Raw genomic sequence first — 19044 nt, forward strand, 5'->3', positions numbered from 1 at the left:
AGCGGAATTTAAAGGATCGCGATCACACTAAATCGTTATTATCGATTCAAGGAATAAGTTAACTATTTTGCGGATGATTAAGATTTTACTGACAGGAGGTAAAAATATGATGAAGCTCACAAACAAATAAGCCTCCGGGATCGGAGGCTTATTTGGATTGATATATATCAACGCGAATTATCTTTCTATAGCCAACGCCACGCCCTGTCCGCCGCCGATACACAGCGTAGCCAGCCCTTTACGCGCATCGCGTTTTACCATCTCATGCACCAGTGAGACCAGGATACGGCAGCCCGATGCGCCAATGGGGTGACCCAGGGCGATCGCTCCACCGTTAACATTCACCCGGCGTTCGTCCCACTCCAGCATTTTGCCCACCGACAGCGCCTGGGCAGCAAAGGCTTCGTTCACTTCGATCAAATCCACATCCGCCAGCTGCCAGCCTGCCCGTTCAAGACAGCGGCGCGTGGCGTGAACCGGGGCGATCCCCATTAAGGCGGGATCAACACCCACGCTGGCAAAGGCTTTGATGCGCGCCAGTACCGGCAGATTCAGCGCTTCGGCTTTGCTCTCGCTCATCATCATCACTGCGGCGGCCCCGTCATTAATCGAGGAGGCATTCCCGGCGGTGACCGACCCGGTGAGCTCAAAGGCAGGGTTCAGCAGCGCCAGCCCCTCTGCGCTGGCATCGGTGCGCGGCTGTTCATCTGTATCCACCAGCAGGTTCTCCCCGCCCTGCTTCTGGGCGACAACCGGTACGATCTCGTCGCGAAAACGGCCCGCGTCGATGGCCGCCCGGGCCTTATGCTGGGAACTGAGGGCATAGGCGTCCTGCAGCTCACGGGAGATGCCATATTCACGCGCCAGGTTCTCTGCCGTGACCCCCATATGGTAATCGTTGAAGGCATCCCACAGCCCGTCATGCACCAGGCTGTCGATAAGCTGGCTATTGCCCAGTTGCGCCCCGGTACGGCTGTCGGTGAGCACGTGCGGGGCACGGCTCATGTTCTCCTGGCCGCCCGCGATCACCACATCGGCTTCGCCACACTGGATCGCCTGGGTCGCCAGATGCAGCGCCTTCAAACCGGAGCCGCACACGTCGTTGATGGTGATGGCAGAGACGGTATTGGGTAATCCTCCCTTCAGCGCCGCCTGGCGGGCAGGGTTTTGCCCGGCGCCTGCGGTCAGCACCTGACCGAGGATCACTTCGTCGATCTCGTGTCCCTCAATGCCGCTTCGCTCCACCAGCGCGCGAACCACCACGCTGCCTAACTCAACCGCCGAGTGGCGTGAGAGCGCTCCCTGGAAACAGCCGATTGCGGTACGCAATGCACCCACTATCACGACGTCTTTCATCTCTACCTCTGCGCAAAATGACACCGCTCATAGTAGAGGATTGTTATCAACTAATGATGTAATTGTTTAAAAAAAGTGAGTTTTATCACAAAGGATTCTGGAGGGCCGAGAGAAATGGTTGCTCAGCCGATACCGGGAAACTTAACCTGCGCGGGCGCAGGGCAAGGCGGGTCAAGATCTCCAGTACTGGGTTAAGGCGGGCGAGTTTCCATTGACCGGATCCCGCTCAGGAAAGGGCAACGCAACGATCCGCGCCAGCATGGCCGGCGTCGCCGCCTGCTTGCAGAGATCAACATCCGTCCCCGGCGGATAGGCACCCACCACCAGAAAATCGTCGGTTGCAGATATCCGGCAGTGCCCGGTTCCGGCAGGCAATAACAGTGCGTCTCCCGCTTCTACTTCGATCTCTTCGCCCCCAGGTCCGCCAACGATGAGGCGTGCCGCCCCCCGGGCAATACCTAAGACTTCATGCCCATTAGAGTGGTAGTGGTGATAATCAAAAACCCCATCGCGCCACTGAGGCGGCCAACCGTTGTCGGCAAATCGTTGTTCAAACTGGCTTGCGCGATCGCCATCCGTTATCACCCCTTTATAGAGCAGCACCGGCAAATGGGGATTATTCGGCACCCACTCTCTGGCGGAGAGCATCAGCGTCCGGGGTGTGATTCTCGTTTTAGCGGTCATGGTCTCTTCTCAGTCAGTTATTACACTCCGCTAAGTGTAGTTCGTTTCAATGTCGCCACTGACGGGGGCAGAGATCACCGTGGATCCGCTTTTTGCTGTAAATAATGGCGCAGCCAGTTGCCTGCCGTTCCCGGCGGGGAGCGTTTATTCCAGACCAGATCGATCGCCACCGAGCGCGGCCAGCCCGGCACATTGAGCTGCACCAGCGCTTTCGCCGGCGCAAACTCCTCTACCAGCGCGCAAGGCAGCGCGCACCAGCCAAATCCCTGAACCGCCATGCTGAGCAACATCAGGTAGTTAGGTGCCGACCAGACCGGCCCCTGCGCCAGCACCGGTTCACGCTCCAGATAGGTATTCAGGCGCAGCTCCCGCCAGCTGTGCAGTTCATCGTGCTCCGTTCGCGCCTGCGCGGCCAGCGGATGGCTGGCTGACGTATAAATCGCCATATGGGTCTGCATGGGAAGGCGAACGGCGGCAATGTCGGTGGGATAGTTTTCCCGCGCCTCGGTGAGGCCAATCTGCGCCCGCCCTTTTTGCAGCAGATCGATGACATCTTCCTCTTCGCCAATCAGACACTCAAATTCGGTATGGGGAAAACGCTCATCAAAACGAAACAGCATCTCCTCCAGCACATCCGGATGCAGGGTATCGGAGAGGACAAAGGTGAGCCGTGCTTCGGTCTCTTCGCTAAGGGATACCGCCAGTTCATCCAGCCGCGCGCTGGCCGCCAGAATCGACTGCACATAGCCCAGCACCTGCTTGCCCTGGGCGGTGAGTACCGGCTGGCGGGCACTGCGGTCGAACAGGGCAAAACCCAGATCATCCTCCAGATGGGCGATGGCGGTGCTGATGGTGGACTGGCTTTTCCGCAGGCGGCGGGCCGCAGCGGAAAAAGAGCCCGCAGCAACCGTCTCGACAAATGCTGTTAACGCTTCGGGTGAGTAGCGCATGTAGTATCTACTTTATCGATGGAATCTCACTTTTATATATCACTTTTAGCGATAAAAATAGCCGCATGATTGGCCGTCCTGGCTTGTTTTTGAGGTAAGAGATTATGCAGCACAACGATGTTCAGCGCAGAAAACTGCCGGAACGCATTTTTCACGCCGTCTGTTTTGAGGGTATTGCCACGGCGATCCTGGCCCCGACCACCGCGTGGCTGATGCAGCGCCCCATACTGGAGATGGGCGGGTTAACTGTTCTCCTCGCCACCACGGCGATGATCTGGAACATCATCTTCAACTACCTGTTCGACAGGCTGTGGCCGCGGCATAAGGTGCCTCGCACCGCGAAAGTCCGCGCCCTGCACGCGCTGGGCTTTGAAGTCGGGTTCATCTTTATCGGCGTCGGGATTGTATCGCTGGTGCTGGGCGTGAGCCTGCTTCAGGCCTTCACCTTAGAGATTGGCTTCTTTATTTTCTTCCTGCCGTACACCATGGTTTATAACTGGGCGTACGATACCCTGCGCGATCGCATGATTAAGCGACGCCAACAGCGGCAGGCTGCCACCTCTTAACTCCCCTGGCCGGAAATGCTTTCCGGCCCGCTTAAAACCGTTCCAACCGCCAGGCCAACTGTTGATTATGGTAAAATAGTCTCCTTTTTGTTGGTTTTATAGTTGATACGTTTATCTCATGTCGAAAATCTGGTCTAAAGAAGAGACCCTCTGGAGCTTTGCCCTCTACGGCACTGCCGTGGGCGCAGGAACCCTGTTCCTGCCCATCCAACTGGGATCTGCGGGCGCTGTCGTCCTTTTCATCACCGCCCTTGTGGCATATCCATTAACCTACTGGCCCCACAAAGCGTTATGCCAGTTCATCCTCTCTGCAAAAACCAAAGGTAGCGAAGGGATCACCGGCGCGGTGACCTACTACTACGGGAAAAAGATCGGCAACCTGATCACCACGCTCTACTTTATCGCCTTTTTTGTGGTGGTGCAGATCTATGCCGTGGCGATCACTAATTCGCTGACCGAACAGCTGGCGAAGCATATGACGGTGGACACCCCCGTGCGGGTGCTGGTCAGCCTGGGCGTCGTGCTGGCGTTAAATCTGATCTTCCTGATGGGGCGGCATGCCACCATCCGGGTGATGGGTTTTCTGGTCTTCCCACTGATCGCTTACTTCCTGCTGGTGTCGCTCTATCTCACCCACAGCTGGCAACCCGCGCTGCTCACCAGCCAGATGAGCGTTGATAAGCACACTCTGCACCAGGTGTGGATCTCCATTCCGGTGATGGTGTTCGCCTTTAGCCATACGCCGATTATTTCAACCTTTGCCGTCGACCGGCGGGAGAAATATGGCGAGGCCGCCATGGGCAAATGTACCCGCATCATGGAGGTGGCCTACCTGGTTATCTGCCTGAGCGTGCTCTTCTTCGTCTTCAGCTGTCTGATGTCGATCCCACCCTCTTACATCGTCGCCGCGAAAGAGGAAGGGGTCACCATCCTCTCGGCGCTCTCGATGATGCCCTCCTCCCCTTCGTGGCTTGGGATCTCCGGGATTGTTGTCGCCATCATCGCGATGTCGAAGTCGTTTCTCGGCACCTATTTCGGGGTGATTGAGGGGGCTACAGCGATGGTGAAATCAGGATTAAACCAGGTTGGCGTAAAGAAAAGCCGGGCCTTTAATCGGGCGGTATCGGTGATGGGGGTCTCCCTGATCACCTTTGCGGTGTGCTGCATTAATCCCAATGCCATCTCGATGATCTATGCCATCAGCGGGCCACTTATCGCCATGATTTTGTTCATCATGCCGACTCTGTCGACCTTCCTCATTCCGGCGCTGAAGCCCTACCGCTCCGTCGGCAATGTGCTGACGCTGATTATCGGGGTGTTATGCGTGTCGGTGATGTTTATCGCTTAAAAAAGAGAACCTGCAGCGCGCTGCTGCAGGTTCAGAATCAGGCGCGGATATCGTCATACTCGCGGGTGTTATCAAATTCGTGTTTCGCAAACGGGCAGAGGGGGATAATTTTGCGGTTTTCGGCACGCATCTTTTCCACCACCCTTGCCACCAGCTGTTTACCCACGCCCTGCCCTTTCAGGCTCGGATCGACATCGGTATGCTCAATGATACTGAGGTGCTCGCCGGTGGGGACAAAGACGATCTCCGCAACCTGATTACCTTCGGCATCGTTCACGTAAAACTTGTTATGGCCTTCCTGAATATCCATGGTTTCTCGCTTATTTGTGGCGGTATTTAAGTGCGCCGCTTGGGCAGGTATCGATCACACGCACGACCGTATCGACATCCACTTCGTCAGGGATGATCCACGGTTTACGTTTCAGATTGAAGAGCTTAGCGCTGCCGCGCACGCAGTTTCCCGCGTGTTGGCAGATGCCGGTATTGAAGTAGACGTCAATTTTCTCACCGGTATAGGCCCGGTATCCCGCCTCCAGCAGTTCATTATCCATGACATTGCCTCTGAATTATTATGGTTGGGATTAAGCATAGCGCGACATCTCTATTCAACCTGCTCGTTTAAAAATAAACAACATTAATCTGCAATCTGGCTACCCACGCTGGATAATTAACGCTGTTTTTCAGTAATACAGGTCAGATAATGAGAAAGATATCCCCGCTCATACTGGTATTTAGTATGGTTTTTATCACCGGCTGTAGCAGCCCGGAACCGGACAAAGTTGAACAGATCAACAGATTGCATATTCCATTAGTTCTGCCCGGCAGCAAAGCCCCACCGGCACAGACATCCCATATCGCCTCGCTGTACAATTCCAATAAACAGGATATAGAGAGGCTTACCGACACGCTAAAAAAGCGATATTTACAGGATGTAAAACCCAAAGAGATATTTGAAATGGATAGCGATGTACAGCCCGTCTACGCTTCTCTTTCCCGATTAGAAGCATTAGCCATGATGAATCAGCAATACCTTAAAGATAAGAATGAAATGGGGTTACAGCAGATACATATTGCGCTCAAACCGGTTATTACCGGCTAATCTTCGATAAAAAAACCCGGCAGGTTAATGCCGGGTTTAAAGCGTTCCAGAATTTTATTTATTGCTGATCTCTACCACCACCCGTCGATCCGGGGACAGACAACCAATCAGCGCGTTGCCGCTCTGACCATTACATTGCGCTCCTGTCACGGACTCACTCGCACCGCGGCCTGCTGTGGTGATGTTTTGCGCCGGAATGCCCAGCGCAACCAGTTCATCAGCTACAGCCTGCGCGCGGCGTTCAGAGAGTTGCAGATTGTAGTCAGGCGTACCGATACGATCGCTGTAGCCAATAACCACTGTCGACTTGTCGTTGGCAGGCTGTAAACCCGGGCTATTGTAGAGCTGGCGAATCGCTGCGTGGCCTTCGCTGGTAAGGGTTGCAGAGTCATAGTCAAACATCACATCGGATTTCAGGTTAAAACGCTGTGGCGCCGGGGCCGGTTCAACGGTAGCCGCGGGAGTGGCGACAACAGGTGCGTCCTCATGCTGACCAAAACGGTAGCTCAGCCCGGCCGTAACCGAACTGACATCACTGCTTACTCCAATCTGGTTGGCGTTGCCAACGTTGCTTACCCATTGATACTCAAGGCGGCCCGCCCAGTTTTTGTTAAAGGCATACTCGGTTCCTACAGCAGCCAGCGGGCGGACTCCGGTTTCAAAGCGATTATGACCGCTTACATCGGATTCAGCCCGGTATCCCATTGCCCCGGCCCGGCCATACAGGTCCCATTTCGGCGTGACGGCATAGCTGGCTTTCAGGGACATCTGGATCCCCTGACTTTTCATCCTGGCGCCAGCGCCGGCGTGATGGCCGTTTAACTGCATATTCCCTAAATAGTCGTAACCACCTTCCACAGCAAGCCTGGAGTTAATCTGGTAACCGGTATAAATACCGCCACTCACATTATCCTGGTCTAAATCAAAATGGTTTGAGCCACTGTTATTATCCAGCGCTTTGCTACCCGTGTTGGTATCGAAATAGTGCGACCAACCTAATTTTCCACCGCTGTACCAGGTTCCGGCATCACCTGCAGCAAAAGCTGCGGTAGCGGTAAAAGCATTTGCGATAATTAACGCAACAACAGTCTTTTTCATAACAATCCCGTTCACACTTACTGTAGATAGATTTCTTTATTAATTTCAGTAGGCAAACGATATAGAAAAAAAGCTGTCAGGTTAATTATCATTCTGTTTAAAATTAAATTTTCAGTTAAAAACTCTCTGGCAAACTCTTTAGCTCCTGAAGATAACCGCCACGTTTAAAGTTGATATATCCCCCTCGCTTCAGGGCGGAAATGACATTTAACACACTGCTGCGGGAAAGCAGCGTTCTGTCCTGAATATAATCGAGGATCGATATACGCATGCGAGTCTGTTCCGGCAGCGTGATCATCTCCAGCAGGTGGTTACGTATCACGGAATAGGTTCGTTGTTGTACCACTAGCGCGTCACGATAAAACAGATAAGCAGTATGGTAGGAGAGCACCGCTGCCACCTCCTCCCATAACCCTTGTTGGGAAATAAGTTCCGCCGCCCGCCCTGCATCAATCCGTAACAGTGTCGACTCCGCTTCGGTGCGCAGAATATGGCCTTTTGTCGGCTGGATCATCTCCGCAATACCAAAAAGATGCGCTTCGTAAACCGTGACAATCAACAGCCCATCAGAGGCACGCAGAATGGATAACTCTCCCTCGATAAAAAAGTAAAGCTGGGGACGTCCTTTGTATGTCCAGGTCATTCGCTTGCGGGGGATGACCTGGAGTTTATCCGCGATCGGCTCAAGCGCCGCAAGCAGACGCTGCATGGCCCCTTCGGGACGAACGGGTGAAATAAGATGCATAGTATGACCTGATAACGTTGGATAGCAGCCAGAATAGCTCTGCGATTTGCGCAGGTTGGCCTCTACTTCTCTCTTCAGATATAGCAATGAATAAACGGCGGGTAAAATTTAGGTTGTTTATTTTTAAATTTTTGCACGACGGGGACGGATGCTGTGTCGCGCTGTTGCAGAGATAAAAGCTGGAGCGGGCGAAGGGAATCGAACCCTCGTATAGAGCTTGGGAAGCTCTCGTTCTACCATTGAACTACGCCCGCTTTGAGGTGCGTAAGGCATTATAGACCTTACGCCTCTGCTGACAAGAGACCTGCTTGCTAAGTGGCGATAAAATAATCACTTAGCACTTCGGTTTACCGCCCGGCGCCGGTAAATAGCGGATCGGATCGATAGCCGTCGCCCGATAGCGGATCTGGAAATGCAGCGCCACGGTATTGGAGCCGGTGCTGCCCATAGTCGCAATCTTCTGCCCCGCCTTCACGTTTTGCCCGTTATTCACCAGCATTGTGTCGTTATGGGCATAGGCGGTGATGTAGTCCTCACCGTGCTTAATCATGATCAAATTGCCATAACCCCGCAGCTGATTGCCGACATAGACAACTTTGCCCGCATCGGAGGCATACACCGGTGCGCCGCGGGTGCCGGCGATATCAATGCCTTTGTTTCCCCCTTCTGCGGTAGAGTACGGGATCACCACTTTGCCGCTGGCAGGCCAGACCCAGCAGCGCTGCCCGACAGGCGGCCAGGAAGATTTCGGTACGGTGTAAGATGGGGTGACCGCAGCGGTTTTACCGCGGCTCTTTGACGAAGACTTTCTGGCCGTGCTGCTGGTACCGTTAATCTTCAGCTTTTGCCCCACTTCGATGGTGTAAGGCGGAGAAATATTGTTCAGGCGCGCCAGCTCCTTCACGCTGGTGCCGGTCGCACGCGATATACGGTACAGCGTATCACCGCGTTTAACGGTATACACCGGGCCAGAATCCGATGATTTACTGCCCGCGCATCCCGCCAGCAACAGGGCCAGAATCAGGCAAAACAGAGCAGAAACGGGGTTTTTCGTCGGGCTTCCTGCAAACAAAACAGTTCCTCGGTCAACGTGAATGGCCGCGCTATCATAGCAGCCTCATTACGGATGCCCAAGAGCACCCTGCGCGACAACCAGTGTAGCAGCGATTACGCTCCAGGCCGTGAAGGGCGAAGAAGCCCGGGCTGCAAGAGGCTCACCGCTGCGCTTCGCGACAAACGCCAGGCAATAAAAAAAGCCCCGACGCAATATACGCCGGGGCTTTTTCGCAACAGGGATTATTTTACCGGACGCATCGCCGGGAAGAGGATCACGTCGCGGATGGTGTGGCTGTTGGTGAACAGCATCACCATACGGTCGATACCAATACCCAGACCAGCCGTCGGCGGCAGGCCGTGTTCCAGTGCGGTCACGTAATCTTCGTCGAAGAACATCGCTTCGTCGTCACCCGCCGCTTTCGCATCAACCTGATCCTGGAAGCGCTGCGCCTGATCTTCTGCATCGTTCAGCTCGCTAAAGCCGTTGCCGATTTCGCGGCCACCGATGAAGAACTCGAAGCGGTCAGTGATTTCCGGATTCACATCGTTACGACGCGCCAGCGGAGAGACTTCAGCCGGGTATTCGGTAATGAAGGTTGGCTGAATGAGGTGCGCTTCGGCCACTTCTTCGAAGATCTCGGTCACGATACGGCCCAGACCCCAGCTCTTCTCAACCTTGATACCGATGCTCTCAGCGATAGCTTTCGCAGAGTCGAAGTTATCCAGATCGGCCATCTCGGTTTCCGGACGGTATTTCTTGATTGCTTCACGCATTGTCAGCTTAGCGAACGGCTTACCGAAGTCGAACACCTCTTCGCCGTACGGCACTTCAGTGGTGCCCAGAATGTCCTGCGCCAGGGTGCGGAACAGGGATTCGGTCAGCTCGATCAGATCTTTGTAATCCGCGTAGGCCATATAGAGTTCCATCATGGTGAACTCAGGGTTATGACGAACGGAGATGCCTTCGTTACGGAAGTTACGGTTGATTTCGAACACGCGGTCGAAACCACCGACCACCAGACGCTTCAGGTACAGTTCCGGCGCGATACGCAGGTACATGTCCAGGTCCAGGGCGTTGTGATGGGTGATGAATGGACGCGCAGACGCGCCGCCCGGGATCACCTGCATCATCGGGGTTTCTACTTCCATAAAGTCGCGGCCCACCATGAACTGGCGGATACCGGCCATGATCTGAGAGCGAATTTTGAAGGTCTTGCGGGATTCATCGTTAGAGATGAGATCCAGGTAGCGCTGACGGTAGCGCGCTTCCTGATCCTGCAGGCCGTGGAATTTGTCCGGCAGCGGACGCAGGGCTTTGGTCAGCAGACGCAGCTCGGTGCAGTGGATAGAGAGTTCACCGGTCTTGGTTTTGAACAGTTTCCCTTTCGCGCCCAGGATATCGCCCAGGTCCCACTTCTTGAACTGCTCGTTGTAGATGCCTTCCGGCAGATCGTCACGGGAGACGTACAGCTGAATACGGCCACCCACGTCCTGCAGCGTAATAAAGGAGGCTTTACCCATGATACGACGGGTCATCATGCGGCCAGCAACGGCCACTTCGATGTTCAGCGCTTCCAGCTCTTCGTTCTCTTTAGCGTCGAAGTCAGCATGCAGTTGGTCTGAGGTACGATCGCGGCGAAAATCGTTCGGGAACGGCACGCCCTGCTCGCGCAGCGCAGCCAGCTTCTCGCGGCGGGTTTTCAGTTCATTATTAAGATCGGCTACCGCGTCAGCGCCCTGTGCTTGTTGTTCAGACATGTTGGTTCCTCATAACCCTGCTTTCAAACTTGCTTCGATAAATTGGTCCAGGCTGCCATCCAGCACCGCCTGCGTGTTACGGGTTTCGACACCGGTACGCAGGTCTTTGATGCGGGAGTCATCAAGGACGTAAGAACGGATCTGGCTGCCCCAGCCGATATCAGACTTGTTATCTTCCATCGCCTGTTTCTCAGCATTTTTCTTTTGCATCTCCAGCTCATAAAGCTTCGCTTTCATCTGCTTCATGGCCTGGTCTTTGTTTTTATGCTGGGAACGGTCGTTCTGGCACTGTGTCACCAGCCCGGTAGGGATGTGGGTAATACGCACCGCAGATTCCGTACGGTTAACGTGCTGACCACCCGCACCGGATGCGCGGTAGACGTCGATACGCAGATCTGCCGGGTTGATTTCGATGTCGATATCTTCGTCCACTTCCGGATAGACAAACGCGGAGCTGAACGAGGTATGGCGGCGACCGCCGGAGTCGAACGGGCTCTTACGCACCAGACGGTGTACGCCGGTTTCAGTACGCAGCCAGCCGTAGGCATAATCGCCAATGATCTTGATGGTGACAGATTTCAGGCCTGCCACTTCGCCTTCAGACTCTTCGATAATCTCAGTCTTGAAGCCGCGGGCTTCAGCCCAACGCAGATACATGCGGGTCAGCATGCTGGCCCAGTCCTGGGCTTCTGTACCGCCGGAACCGGCCTGGATATCAAGGTAGCAGTCGGCGCTGTCGTACTCGCCGGAGAACATACGACGGAATTCCAGCTGTGCCAGCTTCTCTTCCAGCCCGTCGAGCTCTGCGACAGCTTCGTTGAAGGTCTCTTCGTCGTCGGCCTCAACGGCCAGCTCCAGCAGTCCGGAAACATCATCCAGACCCTGCGCCATTTGATCCAGCGTATCTACGATAGCTTCGAGAGAGGAACGCTCTTTACCCAGCGCCTGTGCGCGTTCAGGTTCGTTCCAGACGTCTGGCTGTTCCAGCTCGGCGTTTACTTCTTCAAGACGCTCTTTCTTGGCATCGTAGTCAAAGATACCCCCTAAGAACGTCGGAGCGCTCGGTGAGGTCCTGAATGCGGTTTTTTACCGGATTAATTTCAAACATGGTCTGTTTTCTTTTATGGACGAGTAAAAATGCGGTGTAAGGGCGGAATTGTACCGGATTCACGCCCTTTTTTATAGCGGAATAGTGATGCTAAAGTGGCCAGATATGGTCGATGATGATTTGCAGGCTGCGGTTGCCGCGAAACTCGTTAATATCCAGTTTATAGGCCAGTTCGACTTCGCGTACGCCGTTATCAGGCCAGATTGTGGTGTCCACGTTAAAGGCGATACCGTCCAGCAGCGGACCGCCGCCAACCGGTTCCACCATCACCTTCAGATGCCGTTCCCCCACCAGACGCTGTTGCAGCAGGCGAAAACGCCCGTCAAACAGCGGCTCCGGGAACATCTGCCCCCACGGACCGGCGTCGCGCAGCATCTGCGCCACCTCCATGGTCATATCCGCCGGCGCCAGCGGGCCATCGGTGACCACTTCGCCCTGGAGCAGAGCCGGATCCAGCCAGTCGGTGACCAGCTCGCTGAACAGGCGCTGGAACTGGTCAAATTTCGCCTCTTCCAGCGACAGTCCCGCCGCCATGGCGTGGCCGCCAAATTTAATCATCAGCCCCGGATGCAGCGTATGCAGGCGCTCCAGCGCGTCGCGCATATGCAGCCCCTGAATCGAGCGGCCGGATCCTTTCAGGGTGCCGTCTCCGGCAGGGGCAAAGGCGATCACCGGGCGGTGAAAACGCTCTTTAATGCGCGAGGCGAGGATGCCCACCACCCCCTGATGCCACTCGGGGTGATACATCGCCAGCCCGCCGGGCAGCGAGTCGCCGCTGCGCTCCAGCTTTTCGCAGAGGATCAGGGCTTCGGCCTGCATCCCCTGCTCGATCTCTTTGCGGGTCTGGTTCAGCGCATCCAGCTCGTTGGCCAGCACGCGCGCCTCGCCGATGTTATCGCACAGCAGCAGCGCTACGCCCACCGACATATCGTCCAGACGTCCGGCAGCGTTCAGACGCGGGCCAAGGGCAAAGCCGAGATCGCTGGCCGCCAGCCGCAGCGGGTCCCGGTTGGAGATCTCCAGCAGCGCCTTGATACCCGGACGGCATTTTCCCGCCCGAATGCGGTTCAAACCCTGCCAGGTCAGAATACGGTTATTGGCATCCAGCGGCACCACGTCCGCTACGGTGCCCAGCGCCACCAGATCGAGGAATTCCGCCAGATTAGGCGGCGCAATACCTTTAGCGTCAAACCACCCTTCATCACGCAGCCGTGTACGCAGCGCCAGCATCAGATAGAAAGCCACCCCCACCCCCGCCAGCGATTTCGACGGGAAGTCGCAGTCGCGCAGGTTGGGGTTAACGATCGCTTCTGCCGCCGGTAAGGTATCCCCAGGCAGATGGTGATCGGTGACCAGCACCGGGATGCCAAATTCATGGGCGCGCTCAACTCCGGAGTGGGAGGAGATCCCGTTGTCCACCGTCAGGATCATCTGCGCGCCGCGGGCGTGAGCCTGATCCACCACTTCCGGACTCAGGCCATAGCCATCCTCAAAGCGGTTCGGCACCAGATATGAGACGTTGTCGCACCCCATCGCCCGCAGGCTGAGCACGCTCAGCGCGGTACTGGTGGCGCCATCGGCGTCAAAATCCCCTACCACAATGATGCGCGTTCCTTCCCGCAGGGCGTTGTACAGCAGCTCGGTGGCGCGTTCGACGCCGCTAAGCTGCTGCCAGGAGAGCATACCCTTTACGCTGCGTTCAAGGTCATCTGCATTTCGCACGCCACGGCTGGCATAGAGCCGACGCAACAGCGGAGGGAGCGTCGCGGGTAACGCGGCGCTCTCGTCCACTTCACGACGACGAAGTTGTGTCGAAGATTTCACGCGAATTATTTACCGCCAAACTGTTTCTGATGCTCATCAAGGAAGGCTTTCATCTCTTTCGGCCCCTGGTAGCCCGGCACAACATAGCCGTTGCTCAGCACGATCGCAGGCGTACCGGTCACACCAAACTGCACGCCCAGCGCGTAGTGATTGGCAATGTCGATATCACAGGAGGCAGGCTTAACGCCTTTACCGCTCATGGCATCATCAAAGGCTTTGTTGCGATCTTTCGCACACCAGATGGCCTTCATGTCCTGCTCAGGCTGGCTCTGCACGCCCGCACGCGGGAAGGCGAGATAACGCACGGTGATCCCCAGCGCGTTGTAATCTTTCATCTCTTCATGCAGCTTGTGGCAGTAGCCGCAGGTGATGTCGGTAAAGACGGTAATGACATGTTTTTCCTGCGCCGCTTTGTAGACGATCATCTCTTTTTCCAGCGCGTTCAGGTTTTTCATCAGCATCTGGTTGGTAACGTTAACCGGCTGCGCGCCGCTCACGTCGTACAGCGGTCCCTGGATAAAGTGCTTACCGTCTTCGGTCACATACAGCACGCCGCTGTTGGTCAGTACCGTTTTCATGCCCGCAACGGGCGCAGGCTGAATTTCGCTACTGGTGACACCAAGCTTCGCCAGAGACTGTTTGATGGCCGCATCGTCAGCATGCGCCAGACCGGATAATGACGCTGCCAGCAGAGAGAACAGCACTAAAGACTTTTTCATATTGGTTCCTGTTACAAGTCATCACGCACGTGGGTGATGCTGTTGGTGTAGCTGCCGCAGGCGTTCCGTCGCGACATGCGTGTAGATTTGCGTCGTTGACAGGTCACTGTGCCCAAGCAGCATCTGGACCACGCGCAGATCGGCACCGTGATTCAGAAGATGGGTCGCAAACGCGTGACGCAGAACGTGCGGCGAAAGTTTTTCACTGTCGATACCCGCCAGTGTGGCGTAATGTTTGATGCGATGCCAGAAGGTTTGACGTGTCATTTGCTGCGCGCGCTGGCTGGGAAACAGCACGTCAATGGAGACACCGTTCAGCAACCAGGGGCGGCCATGCTGAAGATAGTTCTCCAGCCAGTAAACCGCCTCTTCACCCAGCGGCACCAGACGCTCTTTATTGCCTTTACCGATCACCCGTACCACGCCCTGGCGCAGACTGATATCGCTCATCGTCAGCCCGACCAGTTCAGACACGCGTAATCCTGTGGCGTAAAGCACTTCGAGCATCGCTTTATCGCGTAACTCCAGCGGTTGGTCAACCACTGGCGACTGTAATAATCTCTCAACTTGCGCTTCGCTGAGATCTTTTGGCAAACGCTGGGGCAGTTTTGGCGACGCCAGTGCCGCACTGGGATCATCAGGGCGTATCTTCTCGCGATAAAGGTGCTGAAACAGACGCCGCATGGCGCTCAGCAGCCGCGCGGAACTGGTGGCTTTATATCCCCCTTCCATCCGCTCGGCAAGCAGCGCCTGCAAATTGTCGCTTTGGGCCGTGGCCAGAGAGAGATCATGATGGTGTAACCATGCCACCAGCATCGCCAGATCGCGTCGGTAGGCGCTGAGGGTGTTCTCGGCAAGATTCTTCTCCAGCCAGAGCGCATCGAGAAACTGTTCGATGAGTGAGAGATCCTTTTCCACGTCCGCCTCTTTCGTTCTGCAATGGGGCATTATGCCTGAATGGGTCTTGTTTCTGGTACACTACTCGCAAAGTCATAGCAAGTATTGAGACATTTTAGCGATGAATATTGGTCTGTTTTATGGTTCCAGCACCTGCTACACCGAGATGGCCGCAGAGAAAATTCGCGACATTATCGGCCCGGAACTGGTCACCCTGCACAATCTCAAAGATGATGCCCCATCGATGATGGAGCAGTACGACGTGCTGATCCTCGGCATCCCGACCTGGGATTTCGGTGAACTGCAGGAAGACTGGGAAGCCATCTGGGATCAGCTCGACTCCCTGGCGCTTGAAGGCAAAATTATCGCGCTTTACGGCATGGGCGATCAGCTGGGCTACGGCGAGTGGTTCCTCGACGCGCTGGGGATGCTGCATGACAAGCTGGCACCGAAAGGGGTCACGTTCATCGGTTACTGGCCGACAGAAGGCTATGAGTTTACCAGCAAGAAACCGATTATCGCCGACGGAGAGCTGTTTGTCGGGCTGGCCCTGGATGAAACCAACCAGTACGACCTCAGTGAAGAGCGCCTGCAGAGCTGGTGCGAGCAAATCCTTGGCGAAATGGCGGAGCAGTTCAGCTAAACCACTACCGCCCCTGCGTCGGCTGGTGCGACATCATCCGACGTAGATCCCGCCACTCCGCTTCATCCATACTGTCTGCCGCAAGCCATAAATGATGGCAGCGTTGACCCGCGCCTTTGCGTAAGCGGAGCATCATGCCGGAGTTCAGCATCCACGGCGTGCCGACAATTTCCCACTCGCTCTCCTGCCAGTGCAGACGGGAATCCATAAACAGTTTGATTTCACCCTGACGGGCGTTAATGCGCCGCTGACTGCGTACGCTATCAAACACCACCAGCGACAGCAGCATCAGCCATAATGGGGTGTAGCTCAGCGGCCACGGCATCAGAAGAATAACAGCCGCGACCAGGCCGTGGAGCAGAAGCGACATCCACTGGGCGCGCCATGAGACGCGTAGATCAGATTGCCACAGGACCACGTTCCTGATTCCGTGTCTGAATTAAAAGCACCATCCGTTGCAGCTCGGCGTCGGCGGGTTTGCCGTGATTCATCAACCAGTTAAATAAATCGGGATCGTCGTTCTCCAGCAGGCGAACGAAGAGATGCTTATCCTCATCGCTCAGGCTGTCATATTCGTATTCGAAGAACGGCATGATGGAGATATCGAGTTCGCGCATGCCGCGACGGCATGCCCAGTGAATGCGGGCTTTGTTATTAATGTCCATGTCTGATTCCTGCATAACGTTGAGTTCAGGCAGTGTTCCGTTCGTATCGGCAGAGAAACGTGCTCAACCGGGAAGAAACGGCTCTTAGTGTAACGTGTTTTTTGCTGTTTCATTACTGGAATATTGTGTTCCAGGAGCAGGCTTCCACAAAAAACCACAATAAATAAGCGTGTTCAGCTGTTTTGCGTAGCGTTACGTAGATTAGGCTAAGGGCACGAATAGCCTGTTGAAACCGCTTGCAATGGCTACAGTCTCTTTTACCATTAGGCATTATCAAAGCGTTAAGCAATTCAGGACATCAATATGGCATTTACACCCTTTTCTCCGCGCCAGCCTGTCGCCTCTGCGCGTCTGCCGCTGACGCTTATGACCCTTGATGACTGGGCGCTGGCAACCCTCGTCGGCGTGGACAGCGAAAAGTACCTGCAGGGCCAGGTGACCGCGGATGTCAGTCAGCTGACCGAACACCAGCATCTGCTGGCGGCGCACTGCGATCCGAAAGGCAAGATGTGGAGCAACCTGCGCCTCTTCCGTCGTCAGGATGGTTTTGCCCTGATCGAACGTCGTAGCCTGCGCGACGCCCAGCTCACCGAGCTGAAAAAGTATGCGGTATTCTCTAAAGTGACCATCGCGGCCGATGACGAGCAGGTGCTGCTGGGTGTGGCGGGCTTCCAGGCGCGCGCCGCGCTGAAAAACCTGTTCAGCGAACTGCCTGATGCAGAAAAACAGGTCACCAACGACGGGGCTACCTCGCTGCTGTGGTTTGAACATCCGGCAGAGCGTTTCTTACTGGTAACCGATGTCGCTACCGCCGAGCGCGTGACCCAGGCCCTGCGTGGCGAAGCGCAGTTAAATAACAGCCAGCAGTGGCTGTCGCTGGACATTGAAGCGGGCATTCCGGTTATCGATGCCGCCAACAGCGGGCAGTTTATTCCGCAGGCGACCAACCTTCAGGCGCTGGGCGGTATCAGCTTTAAAAAAGGCTGCTATACCGGTCAGGAGATGGTTGCCCGCGCGAAGTTCCGCGGCGCCAACAAACGCGCGCTCTGGTATCTGGCGGGTAAAGCCAGCCGCGTACCGGAAGCCGGTGAAGATCTGGAGCTGAAAATGGGTGATAACTGGCGCCGTACTGGCACCGTACTGGCTGCCGTTCAGCTTGACGATGGCCGCCTGCTGGTTCAGGCCGTGATGAATAATGATATGGAGCCAGACAGCGTCTTCCGCGTCCGTGAGGATGTGAATACGTTAAGCATTGAGCCGCTGCCCTATTCGCTGGAAGAGTGATAGCTGTTGCCCGGTGGCGCTGCGCTTACCGGGCCTACAAAACCCGTAGGCCGGGTAAGGCGAAGCCGCCACCCGGCAATTTTTATTAGACCTGCCCGACGTACAGATAAATCGCCAGGAAATGGCACACGCTGCCGCCCAGTACAAACCCGTGCCAGATAGCGTGGTTATAGGGGATGCGCTTGCAGACGTAAAAAATGACCCCCAGCGAATAGACAATTCCGCCCACCGCCAGCAGTGTCACACCGCCCGCCGCCAGTTTTACCGCCAACTGATAGATCACAATCAGCGACAGCCAGCCCATGGTCAGATAGGTCACCAGCGACAGCACCTTAAAGCGGTGCGCGATGGTGAGCTTAAACAGGATCCCCAGTAGCGCCAGGCTCCAGATAACAATCATCAACCCACGCGCCAGGGGTGAATCCAGCCCGACCAGCAAAAACGGCGTATAGGTTCCGGCAATCAGCAGATAGATCGCGCAGTGGTCAAATTTCTTCAGCCAGATCTTGGCCCGCTGATGGGGAATGGCGTGGTACAAGGTGGAGGCCAAAAACAGCAGGATCATACTCCCGCCGTAGAGGCTGTAGCTGGTGATCGCCAGCGTGCTGGCGTTAGTGTCGACGGCCTGAACCAGCAGCAACACCAGCCCAACGATGCCAAACACCAGGCCAATACCGTGGCTAATGCTGTTGGCTATCTCCTCAGCCAGCGAATATCCCTGTGTGGTTAATGGTTTGCTAACCATAGATAACTCCGGGAAAACAAAAGTGAATAATGTCTCGCTGTCTATGCTAACTGAGAATGATTCCAGTGAACACCTGTTCGCTAAAATAAATATCAGTTTAAAATTTATTTATTACAATCATAAGGTTGAGGGATTATTTCAGCTAACGGCTGTTCACATAAAAACTTAAAGGCATTTAAATTCAATAACATAAAACTGATGCTGGTCCGGGTAAATGTCTGTAATTACCCGCTTCAGTTCGTCCAGGGACATGTTCTCCTGTTGAGCATGTTTTTCACTCAGCGTATCGAGCGTGACCGTCGACGTGCCTGTAACCTTAATGGTGCAAAAGTAGCCGTCATCCTCATAACGCCCCACCCGCAGCACATCGCCCGCTTTGAAATGTGATTCGCTTTCATCGCGGAGAGTAATGGTCTTACGTCCGGCCAGAATGTCATCCTGAAAGCGCTGAAAAAAAGTGATGTCGTTTGGCTGCATGTTATTATTCCCTGAAGATGAA

22 protein-coding genes and 1 tRNA gene are annotated in these 19044 nt (G+C 55.2%); 5 read left to right on the forward strand and 18 right to left on the reverse strand.

Annotated features, from left to right (window positions below; translation table 11 throughout):
* Positions 1–177: 177 nt before the first annotated feature.
* The 3 genes from GNG29_RS18670 to GNG29_RS18680 form a co-directional block, all read right to left on the reverse strand.
* Positions 178–1356 (reverse strand): acetyl-CoA C-acetyltransferase, encoded by a 1179-nt coding sequence (locus GNG29_RS18670; protein ID WP_103176858.1) that lies wholly within the window; start codon positions 1354–1356, stop codon positions 178–180.
* A 171-nt stretch (positions 1357–1527) separates the two neighbouring features.
* Positions 1528–2040, reverse strand: a complete 513-nt coding sequence (locus GNG29_RS18675; RefSeq protein WP_103176859.1) for a cupin domain-containing protein — start codon at positions 2038–2040, stop codon at positions 1528–1530.
* 74 nt (positions 2041–2114) lie between these two features.
* Entirely contained in the window at positions 2115–2990 is an 876-nt protein-coding gene (locus GNG29_RS18680; RefSeq protein ID WP_103176860.1) for a LysR family transcriptional regulator, read from the reverse strand.
* 104 nt (positions 2991–3094) lie between these two features.
* Here GNG29_RS18680 and GNG29_RS18685 point away from each other — a divergent pair, with 104 nt between their 5' ends.
* Together GNG29_RS18685 and GNG29_RS18690 are read left to right on the forward strand one after the other, a co-directional pair.
* Entirely contained in the window at positions 3095–3556 is a 462-nt protein-coding gene (locus GNG29_RS18685; protein WP_103176861.1) for a multidrug/biocide efflux PACE transporter, read from the forward strand.
* Between the two features lie 118 nt (positions 3557–3674).
* On the forward strand, positions 3675–4904 hold the full coding sequence (locus tag GNG29_RS18690) for an amino acid permease (protein WP_156655190.1): 1230 nt from the start codon (positions 3675–3677) through the stop codon (positions 4902–4904).
* Positions 4905–4941: 37 nt separating this feature from the next.
* Here GNG29_RS18690 and GNG29_RS18695 read toward each other — a convergent pair whose 3' ends face one another.
* Positions 4942–5214 (reverse strand): GNAT family N-acetyltransferase, encoded by a 273-nt coding sequence (locus GNG29_RS18695; protein WP_103176863.1) that lies wholly within the window; start codon positions 5212–5214, stop codon positions 4942–4944.
* 10 nt (positions 5215–5224) lie between these two features.
* Complete coding sequence (gene yjdI / locus GNG29_RS18700) at positions 5225–5455, reverse strand: 4Fe-4S mono-cluster protein YjdI (protein WP_040074154.1); 231 nt, start codon at positions 5453–5455, stop codon at positions 5225–5227.
* A 185-nt stretch (positions 5456–5640) separates the two neighbouring features.
* Here yjdI and GNG29_RS18705 point away from each other — a divergent pair, with 185 nt between their 5' ends.
* Positions 5641–6003, forward strand: a complete 363-nt coding sequence (locus GNG29_RS18705; RefSeq protein WP_231736557.1) for a hypothetical protein — start codon at positions 5641–5643, stop codon at positions 6001–6003.
* A 54-nt stretch (positions 6004–6057) separates the two neighbouring features.
* Here GNG29_RS18705 and ompA read toward each other — a convergent pair whose 3' ends face one another.
* From ompA to xerD, 9 genes are all read right to left on the reverse strand, one after another.
* Complete coding sequence (ompA, locus tag GNG29_RS18710) at positions 6058–7101, reverse strand: porin OmpA (RefSeq protein WP_156655192.1); 1044 nt, start codon at positions 7099–7101, stop codon at positions 6058–6060.
* Between the two features lie 115 nt (positions 7102–7216).
* Positions 7217–7846 carry a helix-turn-helix domain-containing protein gene (locus GNG29_RS18715; RefSeq protein ID WP_103176866.1) on the reverse strand — a complete coding sequence of 210 codons (630 nt, stop codon included), beginning with the start codon at positions 7844–7846 and terminating at the stop codon, positions 7217–7219.
* 180 nt (positions 7847–8026) lie between these two features.
* Positions 8027–8100 (reverse strand) — tRNA-Gly (locus GNG29_RS18720).
* A gap of 80 nt (positions 8101–8180) precedes the next feature.
* Positions 8181–8918 carry an amidase activator ActS gene (actS, locus tag GNG29_RS18725; RefSeq protein ID WP_103176867.1) on the reverse strand — a complete coding sequence of 246 codons (738 nt, stop codon included), beginning with the start codon at positions 8916–8918 and terminating at the stop codon, positions 8181–8183.
* A 224-nt stretch (positions 8919–9142) separates the two neighbouring features.
* Positions 9143–10660: a lysine--tRNA ligase gene (gene lysS / locus GNG29_RS18730; RefSeq protein ID WP_103176868.1), complete on the reverse strand. Its 1518-nt coding sequence runs from the start codon at positions 10658–10660 to the stop codon at positions 9143–9145.
* Positions 10661–10669: 9 nt separating this feature from the next.
* Positions 10670–11768, reverse strand: a protein-coding gene (gene prfB / locus GNG29_RS18735) for a peptide chain release factor 2 (protein WP_103176869.1) whose coding sequence is annotated in 2 segments (ribosomal slippage) — positions 10670–11692 and positions 11694–11768 — 1098 coding nt in all. Because the reading frame shifts where the segments join, the coding sequence is not laid out codon by codon here.
* Between the two features lie 90 nt (positions 11769–11858).
* Entirely contained in the window at positions 11859–13592 is a 1734-nt protein-coding gene (gene recJ, locus GNG29_RS18740) for a single-stranded-DNA-specific exonuclease RecJ (protein ID WP_103176870.1), read from the reverse strand.
* 5 nt (positions 13593–13597) lie between these two features.
* The gene (gene dsbC, locus GNG29_RS18745) at positions 13598–14311 is read right to left on the reverse strand and encodes a bifunctional protein-disulfide isomerase/oxidoreductase DsbC (RefSeq protein WP_156655193.1); all 714 of its coding nucleotides are present in this window, start codon (positions 14309–14311) and stop codon (positions 13598–13600) included.
* Between the two features lie 21 nt (positions 14312–14332).
* A complete protein-coding gene (gene xerD, locus GNG29_RS18750; protein ID WP_409201128.1) occupies positions 14333–15259 on the reverse strand; it encodes a site-specific tyrosine recombinase XerD in 927 nt (308 codons plus the stop codon).
* 70 nt (positions 15260–15329) lie between these two features.
* Here xerD and fldB point away from each other — a divergent pair, with 70 nt between their 5' ends.
* A complete protein-coding gene (fldB, locus tag GNG29_RS18755; RefSeq protein WP_103176873.1) occupies positions 15330–15851 on the forward strand; it encodes a flavodoxin FldB in 522 nt (173 codons plus the stop codon).
* 4 nt (positions 15852–15855) lie between these two features.
* On the opposite strand, the gene GNG29_RS18760 is transcribed toward fldB, so the two are convergent.
* Positions 15856–16269: a protein YgfX gene (locus GNG29_RS18760; protein ID WP_103176874.1), complete on the reverse strand. Its 414-nt coding sequence runs from the start codon at positions 16267–16269 to the stop codon at positions 15856–15858.
* Complete coding sequence (sdhE, locus tag GNG29_RS18765) at positions 16250–16516, reverse strand: FAD assembly factor SdhE (protein WP_103176875.1); 267 nt, start codon at positions 16514–16516, stop codon at positions 16250–16252. Before sdhE ends, GNG29_RS18760 begins: the two co-directional genes overlap by 20 nt.
* A gap of 303 nt (positions 16517–16819) precedes the next feature.
* Here sdhE and ygfZ point away from each other — a divergent pair, with 303 nt between their 5' ends.
* Positions 16820–17800, forward strand: coding sequence for a tRNA-modifying protein YgfZ (gene ygfZ, locus GNG29_RS18770; RefSeq protein ID WP_156655194.1), 981 nt, complete (start codon positions 16820–16822; stop codon positions 17798–17800).
* Positions 17801–17885: 85 nt separating this feature from the next.
* On the opposite strand, the gene trhA is transcribed toward ygfZ, so the two are convergent.
* Both trhA and yqfB read right to left on the reverse strand, forming a co-directional pair.
* Positions 17886–18545, reverse strand: coding sequence for a PAQR family membrane homeostasis protein TrhA (gene trhA, locus GNG29_RS18775; RefSeq protein ID WP_103176877.1), 660 nt, complete (start codon positions 18543–18545; stop codon positions 17886–17888).
* Between the two features lie 165 nt (positions 18546–18710).
* Entirely contained in the window at positions 18711–19022 is a 312-nt protein-coding gene (gene yqfB / locus GNG29_RS18780) for a N(4)-acetylcytidine aminohydrolase (RefSeq protein ID WP_103176878.1), read from the reverse strand.
* Between the last annotated feature and the right edge of the window lie 22 nt (positions 19023–19044).

This window comes from Leclercia sp. Colony189, assembly GCF_009740165.1.
Lineage (GTDB): Bacteria > Pseudomonadota > Gammaproteobacteria > Enterobacterales > Enterobacteriaceae > Enterobacter.